A 13,044-nucleotide genomic window follows, 5' to 3' on the forward strand; every position below is an offset into this window, starting at 1 on the left:
GGCTCGGCTCGGCGCAGGATGTCATGCATGGTCGACCATGGCGCGGCCGATCGCCTGGCGGTCCGCGGGGCGTTCGAATTCGGCGACGATCGCGCCGCGGGTCATCACGCCGATACGGTCGGACAAACTCAGGATCTCGTCGAGGTCCTCGCTGATCAGGACGATGGCGGCGCCGCGTTCGCGCGCCGCGATCAGGCGCTGGTGCACGGCGGCACAGGCGCGCGCATCGAGCCCGCGACTCGGGCTGTGCGCGACCACAACCTCCGGCTCGAGGCTGAACTCGCGCGCGATGACCAGCTTCTGCGCATTGCCGCCCGACAAGAGCGAGGCCTTCTGCTTGACGCTGCGCACGCCCTGCACGTCGTAATCCTTCACCGCCGCGATGGCGTCGCGGCGCATCGCCGCGCGGTCGAGCCGGAAGACGCTGCCGTAGCGACCGGAACGGATCTGTGCCACTGCGAGATTGTCCTGTATCGGCAGGCTGCCGGCGAGCGCATAGGCGTAGCGGTCGGCGGGGATCGCGGCGATCGCAGCTTCCCGCCGCCTGGCCTGGCCGGCGTGGCCGATGTCGCCGGCGCCATCCACCCAGATCTCGCCCAGGGAGGGCTCGATCGCGCCGATCAGCGCTTCCGCAAGCTCGGCCTGGCCGTTACCGCTGACGCCGGCGATACCGTAGATCTCGCCAGCACGGACAAAGAAGCTCGTGTTGTTGAGCATCGTGCGGCCGTCGGCGCGCGTATAGGTGAGGGCGCCGACATTGAGCCGGGTCTCGCCGCCCTGGTGCGGCGTGCGCTCCGGCAGCGCCGAGGTCTGGCCAACCGTGAGCTCGGTCAGTTCTTCCGCAGTCGATTGCCGGGGATCGAGCGTGGCCACCGTCCTGCCGCCGCGCATGATGGTCACGACATCGGCGTAGCGCTTCACGTCCTGCAGCTTGTGCGTCACCAGCACCACCGCAGTACCGGATCGCGCCAGCCGCTGCACGATCTCGAGCAGGCCGACGGCTTCGGCGTCGGTCAGCACCGCGGTTGGCTCGTCGAGGATCAGGATCCTGGCGCCGCCGACCAGCACCTTGACGATCTCGGCCTGCTGCTGCTCGGCCACGGTCATGCTGTCGATGCGGCGATCGGGATCGATCGAGAATTTGAGTGCATCGACCTGCTTCTTGATGGCATCGCGGATGTCGCGCAGGCCGGAAGCGAAATGCGGTTGCGGATTGGCGAGCAGCACGTTCTCGGCCACGGTGAAAGGCCGTACCAGCTTGAAGTGCTGGTGCACCATGCCGATCCCGTGCGAGCGGGCCGAGGCAGGCCCACTCAGGGAGATCGGTGCACCGTTGATGGAGATCGATCCGGCATCCGGCGCGTAGAGGCCGGCGGCGACGTTCATCAGCGACGATTTGCCGGCGCCGTTCTCGCCGAGCAGGGCATGGACCTCGCCGGAGCGGCTCTCGAAGGACGCGCCATCGAGAGCCAGAGCCCCGTCAAAGGATTTCCTGATCCCGGCAAGTTGCAGGGCCGAATTCATCACAAGCTATGCTCGCCTATTTCTGCGTGATGACGCCGGGGATGAACCAGTCCATCTTCCAGAATCCGGCATCGTCGAGCGACTTGCCCTCGGCGACGCGGACGGTGCCGGCGGTGTCCTTGATCGGACCGGCGAAGATCTGCTTGCCGGCAATGATCGCATCGCGCTCGGCCATCATTTTGTCGACGACATCCTTCGGTACCACGCTGTTGCAGCAGGCGATGTCGGTGCCGCCATCCTTGATGCCGGGGAAGGCGCCGTAGGGGTTGGGCTCCCAATTGCCCGCCGCGATCTTCTTCAGTTCGGGCCCGAGGAATTTTTCCCAGGTCCAGGCCGATGAGCAAAGCGTTGCCTTCGGTGCGAACTCGCGGAGGTCGCGGTGATGGCCGGTGCCGTAGATGCCGCGCTCCTGCGCAACGATCTGCGGGGTGGGGGTGTCGACGTGCTGGCCGATCACGTCGATGCCCTGGTCGGCCATGGCCTGCGCCGCGGCGCGTTCCTTGACCGGATCGTTCCAGGCGCCGGTGAAGATCACCGTTACCGTGGCCTTCGGATTCATCTTCTGCGCGCCTAATTCATAGGCATTGATGGTCCAGTTCACTGGGCCGATCGGATGTGCGGCGACGAATCCGAGCTTGCCGGACTTCGACATCGCGCCGGCGACCATGCCGCAGAGATACTGGCTCTCATAGGTGCGGCCGTAGAAGGATTCGAGGTTCGGGCCGTTGGTGGTGCCGGAGCCGTTGAGGAACGCGACCTTCGGGTATTTCTGCGACAGCTCCTTGAACGTGTCGGAATAGCCGAATGCGGTGCCGATGATCACGTTGTAGCCGCGCTGGATGAAGCGCTCCGCGGCCGGCGTGATCTGTCCTGCAACCTCAGGCACATTTTCGACGAAGGGAATCTGCATACCGACTTCCTTCTCAATCTTCGGGCGCGCCTCGTCATAGGCCTGCGTCCACCCGCCGTCGGTCTTGTCGGCGAAATAGAGGAACGCAATCTTGGCCGGCGCCGGAAGCGTGAACCCCGCGGCATAGGCGACTGCCGCGCCGCCGGTCAGGGCAGCAGCAAGAACAGGAATTGTAGTCCAGCGCATCACGCGGATCCTCTCGATATGCGAAAATTCGTCGACCGTTCAGGACGGGTTCCGAAAAAATCTTCGCATTGTTGTGAAAAATAGCACGCCAATTGTTTAGTCACAGTCGAGCCAATCGATGAGCAGTCCTCCCTGCATCCTGTTCGTCATGCTGTAACTCGCTGTTGCCGTAAACAATGAGCGGCCTGGATATTGCTTTGCGTATCACGGGAAAATGTTTCGGCGACAGGAGAGTTGATGAAAGCTTATGTGTATGGCGAAAGGCGCGAGCTGCCGCAGGGGTTCGAGGATTTCACGCAAGCCGCGCGGACCGCGATCATCTCCGTCGACATGCACCAGGGACACCTCGCCGATACGCCGGATTGTCCCTGTCCGGCGCCGCGCGCGCGAGAGATCGTCGCGCCGATCGATCAGTTCCATGTCGCGGCGCGCGCCATCGGCGTGCCGGTGATCCACGTCAAGTCGGTGCTGCGCAAGACCGGGGTCGACGATATCGCCGGCATTCCTTCGGCGTGGCGGCGCACCTTTCCGCTCTATGTCGGCGCGATCCCCAACTCCGATGCGCATGCGATCGAAGGTTCGCGCTGGACCGAATTCGTCACCCATGTCGAGCCGCAGGACCTGGTGGTCGCCGGCAAGAAACGGCTGTCGCCGTTCTTTGCCACCGATCTCGATTTCCTGCTGCGGCAGATGAACGTGCGCACCGTGGTGCTCGACGGCGGCATGACCGATTGCTGCATCCTCAACGCAGCCTTCGATGCCAGCAATCTCAGCTATCGCGTCGTCGTGCTGCGCGACCTCGTGCGCGGCACCAACGAGGAGATGGAGGACGCCGCGCTGAAGATGGTGTCGCTGCATCTCGGCATCGTGACCGACGCCGCCGATCTGCTCGCGGAATGGCGTGCCCGTTGAGGGAGACCAGGCGGCTGTTGCAGTTGGCGGATGCGCACGCCGATCGCGGCAAGCATGCCCGCGGTGGTCTCGGCGATTTCCTCCGACAGATGGCAACGACTGATCTATTCGCCGTCGCCTGCGGCCTCCGTCAGCGGAAAGGCTGTCCCCGGAAGATAGAGCGTGATCGGCCGGATCTCGTACACTGCGGTTGGATTGACCCGGCGCAGGTCGCGCGCGGCTTCGATCGCGGCCTCCTCGCTGGCGCAGTCGACGACGTAAAGGCCGAGCAGTTGCTCCTTGGTCTCGGCGAAGGGGCCGTCGATTACAACGCCTGCGCCCGGACCGCGCAGCGTGCGGGCCTTCCTGGTCTCGCCGAGCCGTGCCGCCGGCCCAAGGCGGCCTTCCTCCGTCAAGCGGTCATGGACCTCGTGCAGGTCAACCATCAGCGCGGCATCTTCCTCCGGCGTCCAGGACATGACCTCCGTTTCGACGTGATAGGCGAGGATGGCGTAGAGCATCGGTACCTCTCGTAGCTGGGTGGCCAGGCAAAGGACGTTTGGGGCAGGCCGAATCCGACAAATTGCCGCGGCTGTGTTCGGTCAACCTCTGAGCCGCCGGCTTTCAGCGTCGCTTCGGGCGCGCCAAGCGCGAACGCCGAAATCCAGAGGCTGTGGATTCGCGACCCTTTCTAGCGTGATTTCAAATGTAGCGCGAGGGCCGCATTTTGAAACGAGTCCGAAATGCACTCCTCGCTATCAAATCGACCCAAACGAATTGGAGCGGTTGATCGCGCGGCTGAATGCATGAGTGACGCGCGGCTTCGAGCCCTTGTGACGGAGAGAACGGAACATGCTGAAATTCGAGATCAGGAGTTTCCGGGCGCATGGTTTCTTGATGGTGCGTCGGCTCGCATGCTCACTGACGTTGCTGACCTTCATCGGCGTTGTATCGGCGCAGGCGCAGACCGATTCTTTGCCCTCATGGAACGATGGTGCGGCCAAGACAGCGGTCAAAAGCTTCATCGCGGATGTTACCACGCCGGGAAACGCAAAATTCGTCCCGCCGGAGGATCGTGTCGCAGTATTCGACAATGACGGCACGCTGCTCGCGGAGATGCCTAACATCAATCTGGCCTTTGCTCTGGACGAGGTCCGTCGTCTCTCCGGAGCGCATCCAGAATGGCGGACCAACGAGCCCTTCAAGGCGATCCTCGACAACGCTCGTGCTTACCTATCGAAGCTCAGCCGGGACGACACGGTAAGCCTGGCTCTCGCCGCCTTTGCTGGCACGGATGAAAAGACTTTCGAACAAACGGCGAGCGCGTGGCTGCAGACCGCCAGCAATCCCACACTTCATCGACCGTACCAGAGCCTGGTCTACCAACCGCAGCTTGAACTCCTTCAGTTGCTCCGGGCGAACGGATTTAAGGTCTATCTGGTCTCCGGCGGAGAGGTTGATTTTCTTCGCAGCTTTGCCAATGCGGAGTATGGCATTCCGCCGGAACAGGTGATCGGCAGCAGCGTGCGGTACGACTACAAGGTCGTGGACGGTCAACCGACCATCGAGCGAGTGGCGCAGCTCGGCAGCCTTAATGATGGTCCCGGCAACGTTGCCAATATCCAGCTTCACATCGGCAAGCGGCCAATTTTGGCGTTCGGCAACTCCGATGGCGATGAGCCGATGCTTGCGATGACCGCGGCGAACGACAAGCCGCATCTCGTTCTGATCCTGCACCATGACGATGCCGAGCGGGAATTCGCCTATGACAGGGCCGGGCCCAGTTGGGGTCGCCTGGACAAGCTGTGGGACGAGGCCAACGAGCGCCACTGGCAGATCGTCAGTATGAAGAACGACTTCAGGCTCATATTTCCACCGCTGACTAAAGCAAATGAAAGCAAATGAAATCGCGTGCGGGTGCGGGTCGCTGCCCTTAGCCGGGTTAAGGAACTCGCCACGCCCAAAGACTCAGCCGCCTGCGTCATCGCACCACAAGCGAAAAGTTCCTGATGAGCTGGAGAAAACTGGGGAACGGCAGCCACTAGCTGCGCGCCGGACTAGGTCAAGCAGGTAGAGCGCCCGCATTGTAGGTGGGCCCGGTCACAGCCCCTGGTTCTGGACCAAACCCAAAAGGGTTTCGGATTGTGTGTCGCGCATTGGCGCGCCACTTATGTATTGGGAAAACGCGGCGCCGTTTTTCGCTGCGCGCAAGGTCGCCGTGGCATCGCCAAGGCTGTTGAAGGTTTTTGGTCGGTGCTCCATGAATAGCTGACCGCTGACCAGCAACAATGCCGCGAAGAAAACAACTAAGGCCAGTTGAGACACTTCGTCCATTTCGACCCAACGCCTCCGCAATGCTCTGGCTGCATAACGAGGCTAGGAGCATGTACGTTCCCCGGATGTCGGGAAATAGCTGCAATTTTGTACGGATTGCTGTGCGCCGTCATTAGGAACGTGCGGCGAGTCCTCCCATCGCCCTAGTCCAAGCTGGAACTTGCCGTCGATCCTATCGGTCAATTCGCCGGGTGCCTGCGTTCACTTTTGAACAGAATGCGGCTCGACCGAAGGCTACCGTTGCCGGTGGCGCGGTCATGGACATCCTGCTGCGTGCTGACACAGGTAGCTGATCCTCGCGCTGTTCTACCCCTAAAGACAGGCCTGGTTGACTCTCCGCATCGACGAAATTGACGGCGGCTCGGATCACGTCTTTGCAGCCAAGAAGGCAATGATAATGGAAAAGAAGAAGACCTTCTTGGCGATCTGGGATGGCGAAGTGGTCGGCACCCGTACCAGTCGGCATTACCGCTACGCCGTCATCATCGGTAAGCGCGGTGACTTCACTCCGACTGTTGGCGGCTTCACGCGGACCCATGACAGTGCAGCCAAGCTGAGCAAGGCCTTCGGGCCTCACCACACGGTGCTCGGCATCGTCGAACTGCAGATGATCGAGGGTGCGTTGCCATATCCTCCGTTATCGTGCCAATCGATAACGAGCAAAACCGGAGATCGTGGCAAGTGAATCGCCCGCTATCCCGCCCGGTCATCAATCAGGTGCTTCAGCATCTCCTCGCAGGCCTTCTCGGCTTCGGCAAAAGTCTTGAATGGCGAACCGCCCACCCTGATCGCGGGCCGGTTCAGATCGATGGGACGCCATGATGCAACAAAGCCGGGCTGCCCGTGAAGGCCGGGGCCGCTACGACTCTCGTTACTGATCACGAACGAGAAGCCATGGCTGCTGGCGCTCCACATCTGGAAGTCTTCCGTCGGACCGATGATGCGGTTGAACTGCATGAAGCATCCGATAAGGCCCATGTGCTGAGAAGGATATTGCTTCGCCGATCCGAAAAAATGCAGCGCTATTGACGTAGCGCTCACAGGCAGCAAGCTTCTCAGAAGGCGGCTGATGACCTGGAGCCTTCGGTTCGACCGGGTTCCATCTCAAACCGCAAGTCCCGGCTAAGGAGCGATCCAGAATCCGACTCCAATCACCGCTAGCCCTACGACGATTATCAGGATGTCGGTCGTCAACCAGTCCGGCATTCGCTTCGAAGGTTTGGCCATGGTTCTGATCCTCCGCTACCGGCAGTCTCCGACATGCCCGGACGAGGTGATATGATCTGGTTCACGAAAATCCGGGAAAAAACGGCAATTTGCTTGACGCGGATTGGAGCGCGGGCGAGCGGCCGGCGGTTGGGTCGAACTGGGCCGCTGAACTTCCAGAACTCGGCTGAGACGCCAGATCGAGCTGTAAGCGGGGCAGGGCACAACACGGTTGGGGATCGTGTGTGCGTCCTTACAACATTCGGGCAAGCGACGGAGGAGGCTCGTTCCGCGTGTATTCGCTATCCTTTTTCGCGAAGTCCACAGTAGCTTTTCGATCTGCAACCAGTCGGCGGATGATTGAGAGGATTTCGGACCGCGTGTCGAGCCCGGCGAACTCATCGGCCATCGATGCAGCCCGCGTGCGATAGCCCGGCTTTTCGAGCACGGTCCGAACCGCCTCGCGCAGGACGCGCGGATCCGGCTGATTGGTCGCCAGGTTGATACCGACGCCGGACCACGCGATGCGCGCGTTCACATCGGCCTTGTCCTCGGTCAGCCCGGCGCTCACGATCGGAATTCCAAAACTCATCGCCTGATTGACGCTGCCGTAGCCGCCATTGGTGACGAACACATCCGTCTTTTTCAGGATCCACTCGAACGGCAGGTAGGTGGACACGCGGGCGTTGGACGGAATCGGGCCGGGGATCGCATCGACCGGACGACCGCCGGTGGTCACGACCACGAGCAGATCCGGTTCGTCCGCAAGGGCGGCCAGCGTCGGCGCGACGAGAAGACCGAAATTGTGATTGGCCACCGTCCCCTGCGTGACCAGCACCACCTTGCGCTTGCCGTCGAGATCAGCGGCCCACGACGGCACCGGCGCCTGGTTCGGAACGATCGGAGGCGTGCCCACGAAATGGACCGTGGGCGGCAGCTTGCGCGGAAACTCGAAGCTCGGCACCGATAGCTGCAGATAGGCGTCAGCAAGTTTGATGATGGCTTGGGAAGCCGGGATCGGCAATGTGCCGACACCAAGCGTGTTCAACGTCTCGTTCACACAAAGCAAGTTTGGTTGATTGACGGCTTCGTCAACTTGCCGTGCCATAGCCGCGTATTGTTGGCGCTGCTCCTCGGTTGTTGCGGGCGGCAGTCCAAGAAAGTTCGGCGCGCCGTCTTCGCGCGGTAAACGCAAGAAAGTTGTGCCACAGACAACGATTGAGGGCCGCTTTGAGCCCGCCCCGAGCAGCATCGGCAGCGCGCCCAGGAATGTGTCGTCGCACAAGACCATGTCGACCGGACTTTCCCGTATTGCCTGCAACAGGCCCTGGTGCTGCGCCGCCATCGGATCGATGAAGACGCGACGGACACAAACTCGCAACCATTCGGGTCCCGCCGGAATGTCCTTCAGTTCGGGAGCCACCGAGAGAAGTTCACGCAGATCAAAATCCGCACTGGCGGGAAGCGAAATGAACTTCATGCCGCTGCTTTCGATGCGGTGGCGGAAGACGCTGCCGGTAAAGAAAGCGATCTCGTGGCCTTCGGCGAGTAGGACGCGAGTGATCCCAAGCAGCGGATTGAGATGGCCCTCCGCGGGCGTCGAAGCTATGAGAATTTTCATGGGATCGGAGCCTCTGTGAATGTCGGGTAGGGTCCGGCCGCCTCTTCCGAGTGGCCCCCGAGTGAACAGAGGGAGGTATCGTTGTTACACGTTGACTTCGGATCCCGCTGGAAATGGTTACAGCGGCAACGCGCGTCGCACACGTCACCAGCCGTTGACCGGTCCGCTTCGTTACCGTCGTCTCGCGCGCCGACATGCGCGCTCAGGCCCACCAGGAGGCCGCCCAGAGGCTAGTCCGGGAGGCGGACTGTGCGGAGGCCGAAGCCTTGGTCGCTGTCGCGTGGAGCTGCGGGTATCATCGGCGGCTCTCAGGGCTCAGCAAGGAGGTTCACGATCAATGCTATGGTCAGCAATGCCGCCAAAGCAATTAGACCAACTGAAATAGGAAGGTCGTCCGCGTGCCGGGAGCTCATGCGTGCTGTTGTCCTTGTCCAGCCAGATACGGAGGCAGCGGTGTTGCCGGCGTGTGGCTCATTGTCGCGCTCAAGCGTCATCGCGCTCTCGCAAACACTTAGCCGAACGGCCAACCGATGGCTTGTGAAGCATATCACAGAGGTTGTGTGGACTATAAAATTATACTTTGCGCTGTCAGCGACGTCGGCATCAGGTGTCCCTCGCGACTGACTTAGGAGAACAGCATGACAACGTGCATCCTTCCATCGCTCGTCGGACTGGGAGTGGCAGTCTCGATTCTCGGAGCAACGACCGCGCAAGCCGCAAATCGTTTTGCTGTCGTGTGCCTGCACAACCGGACGGGTGCTCCCATCAACTACCAGGTCAAGTGGGCCGATGTGGATCGATGGGACACAAACAGAATCGCCCCAGGTGCGAACACATGGTTTTCGCATCAGTACGAGCGGCAAAACGAAAACCGGTCACCCAGACTTCTGGTCAGGTTTGATTCGGACCTTACACAACAGCGATACCAGATAACCTACAAGCTGGAACGTCGAGCAGCAGCCGGGAAGAGCTGCGGAGAGGGCAAGCCCTACGCCTTCCAATACGAGCCCAGCAACCGGAAGTTCATTGATCTGAAGGCTCTCTGATCTCCTCGGGGGCGCTTCGTCGAAGGTGGTCTCTAAGAGTTACCGCGGCGGCTGTGTAGGGACTGGGTCTTTGCAGGCAGCGGCATCCTGAGTAGCGACCCAACTGCCGCTGCTGCATTGGAGTCCGCGACCCCCGCCGAGGCAAATGACGGCGCCCTGAGAATAAAACGCGCTGTTGTAGACGCAATTCCTGGTCATGGAATCAATCTTCTGCGGGTCCGGTATGAGAATGTCCTGCGCCGTTGCCGCACCAGGCATCATGCAGGCGACGACAACTATTGCAAAAGCTGATCTCCACATTCACGCATCCCTTCTTCTCAGCGGTCGGGAACGTTGACGGACCGCGGTGACACGAATCGCCACAGGGTAATTGTTCTCTGTGACGGCGATTTATTTCCTGTTGCGCTTTTCTGCTGTCGCCCCTAAGCCGGTTTCGACCAGCCGGTGGTTGCTTCGGCCGGGCTCATTCGAACAACGGATATTCGAACGCGACGCCTAAGAGGGTCGTTCTCTTCGAACCACCTCGCGGGGCGTCCTGTGGATGACGTTCGCCGCGTCGCGGAGAACGACCAGGCGTCGACCGTTCGGCGCGATCGGCGCGTCGAACGAGCGGCCCCAGCCGTTCTCCGGCACCTCGTGGAAGCTATTTCGCGGGTACGATAAGCGGCTTACCCTTATCGACGATATGCACCGTTAGCATTTTGAGCGGCTTGTCGCCGCCCACCTTGAAGCCGCCATGTGCAACGTCGCGCACGTTGATGACGGCTGCTCCGGTGGGGAATTGCCGCTCGCTCCCATCGGGCAACAGCAGTGTTGCGCCCTCGAGCACATAGACGGCTTCCTCTCCATTGTGGGAGTGTCGGGGGAGGCTGTTGCCGGGCGGCACCTCTACAACAGCAACAATCACCTCCATGTCGGTGCCGGTCAGGTCTGCCTTCTTTAATTCGGTTCGGTTGGTTTGGGCACTGGCCGCGGTGGTGAGAGCGAGAGAAAACAACACTGCCAATCGAAGCATGACTATCTCCCTCAAATGCCTTTGCTGTAATGGATGACCTCCGACCAGTTCGGTCGGGGATCAACCCACCCCACGGAGCCGCAACGGCTGCATTTCGGGTGAGTGCAGATATCGTACCAGTTACAATTTGGACGCGCAAAGCGGATCAGGAGCCCCACGCAGTTGCAGGGCAAACGAACAGTGCTCGTGCTTCGTCATCCAGTGAAGTCGGCGACCAATGGCAACCTTGTTCTCCGCGGCGATGGGGCGCTCCCTGGACCGCTGAGTTCGGGATTAGGCAAAGAATCGCAACCGGTCCTTCTCACGTAGTCCGCCACAAGCGACCCAGCGTCGTTTACTCGACGCTTCGACTATTCAGGTCTCGCCCCAAGCCATTGCGCAATGGTCCCCATCCCGTTTCGTCAGTGACGAACAGTGGTCCTTGCTCGTCATGGTGGAACTTCGAGTGACACATCCCGAAGGACAATTGATCGAGGTGCCATGATGGAGAGCCATACCTGACTGAATGAAAAATCTCTTGCTCGCGCGATTAGCTCTATCTAAGATTGCGTTCAATAACATTGAGGAAGAAACGCAATGGCAAATGTCATCACGCACGAGGACGGAAACACGTTCGTTGCGGGCGGGCTCACGTTCAACTTCATCAACAGCAACTACAAGGAGCACAAGACCACCGACAGCGAGATCGTGGTTCTGAAATCCGCGGACATTCTACGGTCGTACGACAAAGTGTTCGACGCCGCGCCAAACAAGAACTTCCTTGAGGTCGGGATTTTTGAGGGTGGGTCGACGTTGTTCTTCGCCGTCGCTCATCCTGAATTCAGGATATCAGCGCTTGATATAAGAGACCCCGATGATGCGGTTTTGCGCCACGTTCACAATCTTGGTCTGAAGGAACGAGTAAAGATCCATTACAATACTAGCCAGTCGGATAAGGATGCCTTGGAGAAAATTATCCGTGAGGATTTCAGCGGCGAGGATATCGGCCTCATTTGCGATGACGCCTCACACAACTATAACTTGTCCCGTAGCACCTTCGAACTGACGTTTGGCAAGCTGGCCCGCGGTGGTCAGTATTGCCTGGAGGATTGGGCATGGGCCCATTGGAAGAGTACATCGTCGACTTCCTTGGCATTGACCAATCTTGTTTTTGAGATGGTGGTCCTTCTTCCTTCGACTCGTCCGCTTATTGACTCGATCGAGATATTGCCGAATTACGTGCGCCTCGTTCGCGGTCCGGGTAAGACCAACGGCGACGTCAATATCGACAGCATGATGAGGCTTAGAGGCAAAAAGCTGACGCTGATCTGAGGTGGCGGACTTGAGGAAGAGAATGCGGTGATTGTGGCGTCACGACAACGGCCACATACGCGCGCAACACCGCTCAGACGAATTTGATGTACTATTGTGGGGATAGGCTGGCTTTGAGGTGCTCAAAGCCAGTCACGCATCATCACGTGATTGGTGCGTAAGCGACACGTGCAACACGTTGATTTAGCATTGGTTTTAGGAAGGTTTGGAGCGGGTGAAGGGAATCGAACCCTCGTATTCAGCTTGGAAGGCTGCTGCTCTACCATTGAGCTACACCCGCGTAGGGTCGATCCACTATCACGCCGGGAGGGCGGCCTCAACCGCCCTGAGCCGTTACAAACAGCCGGGTTCCAGCCAATCCGCCTTCCGGCCTTAACAGGGGCGGATCGGCTGCCTATATTGGCTGTCCCATCAACAAAGAAAGGAGGTGATCCAGTGTCTTATCTCAAGCGCTGTCACCTCGCTGGGATCGCCCGCTAAGCAGTCCAAAGCTTGGCATCGGGGCGCTCTCAGCCCTGGACCAGCGAGCACGAGAATCGGGCGCGGCGGGAGCGATTCCGCCGCGTCTTTGTTATGGGGCCGACTTGGAGGGACGCATTCCTCGGGACGCCGGAGGCGGGCGACGTCGTCAAACCGTAATATTAGCCGTCTAGTTGCCTGTGTTTCCGCTTTTTGCGTAAGCGCGATTTTCCCCGCACGTTGACGCCGGCGGTTTTGATGGATTGCCCTAGTATCGGGGCGATACCGGTCCGTTCAGGCAGTGGCGGCTTTGTGGAAGTTGAAGGGCAGCAGGTCGGTAATATCGGCGTCGCCGGCGCGCTGAGGCAATTCGGTGAGGACGTGGCGCAACCACGCTAACGGCTCGACACGTGAGGCGCGGCAGGTCAGCATCAGGCTGTAGACGACGGCACTGGCCTTGGCTCCGTCCACGGTATCGCTGAACAACCAACTCTTCCTGCCAGTTGCAAAAACCCTGATGTCGCGCTCCAGAAGATTGTTG

At 60.2% G+C, this 13,044-nt stretch carries 13 protein-coding genes and 1 tRNA gene; 5 read left to right on the forward strand and 9 right to left on the reverse strand.

What is annotated here, in order from left to right; translation table 11 throughout:
• Window positions 1-21: 21 nt before the first annotated feature.
• Both K288_RS0128920 and K288_RS0128925 read right to left on the reverse strand, forming a co-directional pair.
• Complete coding sequence (locus K288_RS0128920; RefSeq protein WP_027582695.1) at window positions 22-1,524, reverse strand: ABC transporter ATP-binding protein; 1,503 nt, start codon at window positions 1,522-1,524, stop codon at window positions 22-24.
• A 16-nt stretch (window positions 1,525-1,540) separates the two neighbouring features.
• The gene (locus K288_RS0128925) at window positions 1,541-2,620 is read right to left on the reverse strand and encodes a BMP family ABC transporter substrate-binding protein (protein WP_027582696.1); all 1,080 of its coding nucleotides are present in this window, start codon (window positions 2,618-2,620) and stop codon (window positions 1,541-1,543) included.
• 237 nt (window positions 2,621-2,857) lie between these two features.
• Here K288_RS0128925 and K288_RS0128930 point away from each other — a divergent pair, with 237 nt between their 5' ends.
• Window positions 2,858-3,532: an isochorismatase family cysteine hydrolase gene (locus tag K288_RS0128930; RefSeq protein ID WP_027582697.1), complete on the forward strand. Its 675-nt coding sequence runs from the start codon at window positions 2,858-2,860 to the stop codon at window positions 3,530-3,532.
• Window positions 3,533-3,636: 104 nt separating this feature from the next.
• On the opposite strand, the gene K288_RS0128935 is transcribed toward K288_RS0128930, so the two are convergent.
• Window positions 3,637-4,032, reverse strand: a complete 396-nt coding sequence (locus K288_RS0128935; RefSeq protein ID WP_027582698.1) for a YciI family protein — start codon at window positions 4,030-4,032, stop codon at window positions 3,637-3,639.
• Between the two features lie 331 nt (window positions 4,033-4,363).
• Between K288_RS0128935 and K288_RS0128945 the strand changes: the two genes are divergently transcribed.
• The gene (locus K288_RS0128945; protein ID WP_051334795.1) at window positions 4,364-5,416 is read left to right on the forward strand and encodes an HAD family hydrolase; all 1,053 of its coding nucleotides are present in this window, start codon (window positions 4,364-4,366) and stop codon (window positions 5,414-5,416) included.
• Window positions 5,417-5,611: 195 nt separating this feature from the next.
• Here the strand turns inward: K288_RS0128945 and K288_RS0128950 are convergent, their stop codons facing one another.
• Window positions 5,612-5,845, reverse strand: a complete 234-nt coding sequence (locus K288_RS0128950; RefSeq protein WP_027582700.1) for a hypothetical protein — start codon at window positions 5,843-5,845, stop codon at window positions 5,612-5,614.
• 328 nt (window positions 5,846-6,173) lie between these two features.
• Between K288_RS0128950 and K288_RS0128955 the strand changes: the two genes are divergently transcribed.
• Window positions 6,174-6,530 carry a hypothetical protein gene (locus tag K288_RS0128955; protein ID WP_027582701.1) on the forward strand — a complete coding sequence of 119 codons (357 nt, stop codon included), beginning with the start codon at window positions 6,174-6,176 and terminating at the stop codon, window positions 6,528-6,530.
• A gap of 8 nt (window positions 6,531-6,538) precedes the next feature.
• On the opposite strand, the gene K288_RS0128960 is transcribed toward K288_RS0128955, so the two are convergent.
• Together K288_RS0128960 and K288_RS46890 are read right to left on the reverse strand one after the other, a co-directional pair.
• The gene (locus K288_RS0128960) at window positions 6,539-6,802 is read right to left on the reverse strand and encodes a hypothetical protein (protein WP_084799772.1); all 264 of its coding nucleotides are present in this window, start codon (window positions 6,800-6,802) and stop codon (window positions 6,539-6,541) included.
• Window positions 6,803-7,304: 502 nt separating this feature from the next.
• Window positions 7,305-8,531 (reverse strand): nucleotide disphospho-sugar-binding domain-containing protein, encoded by a 1,227-nt coding sequence (locus K288_RS46890; protein WP_343208714.1) that lies wholly within the window; start codon window positions 8,529-8,531, stop codon window positions 7,305-7,307.
• A gap of 779 nt (window positions 8,532-9,310) precedes the next feature.
• Between K288_RS46890 and K288_RS0128970 the strand changes: the two genes are divergently transcribed.
• Window positions 9,311-9,718: a hypothetical protein gene (locus K288_RS0128970; protein ID WP_152535725.1), complete on the forward strand. Its 408-nt coding sequence runs from the start codon at window positions 9,311-9,313 to the stop codon at window positions 9,716-9,718.
• 643 nt (window positions 9,719-10,361) lie between these two features.
• Here K288_RS0128970 and K288_RS0128975 read toward each other — a convergent pair.
• Window positions 10,362-10,733: a cupin domain-containing protein gene (locus tag K288_RS0128975; RefSeq protein WP_027582704.1), complete on the reverse strand. Its 372-nt coding sequence runs from the start codon at window positions 10,731-10,733 to the stop codon at window positions 10,362-10,364.
• Window positions 10,734-11,309: 576 nt separating this feature from the next.
• Here K288_RS0128975 and K288_RS0128980 point away from each other — a divergent pair.
• The gene (locus K288_RS0128980; protein ID WP_027582705.1) at window positions 11,310-12,044 is read left to right on the forward strand and encodes a class I SAM-dependent methyltransferase; all 735 of its coding nucleotides are present in this window, start codon (window positions 11,310-11,312) and stop codon (window positions 12,042-12,044) included.
• A gap of 206 nt (window positions 12,045-12,250) precedes the next feature.
• On the opposite strand, the gene K288_RS0128985 is transcribed toward K288_RS0128980, so the two are convergent.
• Together K288_RS0128985 and K288_RS0128990 are read right to left on the reverse strand one after the other, a co-directional pair.
• Window positions 12,251-12,324 (reverse strand) — tRNA-Gly (locus K288_RS0128985).
• A gap of 473 nt (window positions 12,325-12,797) precedes the next feature.
• Window positions 12,798-13,044 (reverse strand): transposase domain-containing protein (locus tag K288_RS0128990; protein WP_027577984.1); only part of this gene is annotated, 247 nt, incomplete at its 5' end.

It is taken from the genome of Bradyrhizobium sp. Ai1a-2 (assembly GCF_000426245.1).
Classification (GTDB): Bacteria; Pseudomonadota; Alphaproteobacteria; order Rhizobiales; family Xanthobacteraceae; genus Bradyrhizobium.

What these genes read in the sequence shown, in the direction of transcription:
- K288_RS0128920 (WP_027582695.1), bottom strand. Translation starts at nt 1,524, where the DNA reads ATGAATTCGGCCCTGCAACTTGCCGGGATCAGGAAATCCTTTGACGGG.
- K288_RS0128925 (WP_027582696.1), bottom strand. Translation starts at nt 2,620, where the DNA reads ATGCGCTGGACTACAATTCCTGTTCTTGCTGCTGCCCTGACCGGCGGC.
- K288_RS0128930 (WP_027582697.1), top strand. Translation starts at nt 2,858, where the DNA reads ATGAAAGCTTATGTGTATGGCGAAAGGCGCGAGCTGCCGCAGGGGTTC.
- K288_RS0128935 (WP_027582698.1), bottom strand. Translation starts at nt 4,032, where the DNA reads ATGCTCTACGCCATCCTCGCCTATCACGTCGAAACGGAGGTCATGTCC.
- K288_RS0128945 (WP_051334795.1), top strand. Translation starts at nt 4,364, where the DNA reads ATGCTGAAATTCGAGATCAGGAGTTTCCGGGCGCATGGTTTCTTGATG.
- K288_RS0128950 (WP_027582700.1), bottom strand. Translation starts at nt 5,845, where the DNA reads ATGGACGAAGTGTCTCAACTGGCCTTAGTTGTTTTCTTCGCGGCATTG.
- K288_RS0128960 (WP_084799772.1), bottom strand. Translation starts at nt 6,802, where the DNA reads ATGCAGTTCAACCGCATCATCGGTCCGACGGAAGACTTCCAGATGTGG.
- K288_RS46890 (WP_343208714.1), bottom strand. Translation starts at nt 8,531, where the DNA reads ATGAAGTTCATTTCGCTTCCCGCCAGTGCGGATTTTGATCTGCGTGAA.
- K288_RS0128970 (WP_152535725.1), top strand. Translation starts at nt 9,311, where the DNA reads ATGACAACGTGCATCCTTCCATCGCTCGTCGGACTGGGAGTGGCAGTC.
- K288_RS0128975 (WP_027582704.1), bottom strand. Translation starts at nt 10,733, where the DNA reads ATGCTTCGATTGGCAGTGTTGTTTTCTCTCGCTCTCACCACCGCGGCC.
- K288_RS0128980 (WP_027582705.1), top strand. Translation starts at nt 11,310, where the DNA reads ATGGCAAATGTCATCACGCACGAGGACGGAAACACGTTCGTTGCGGGC.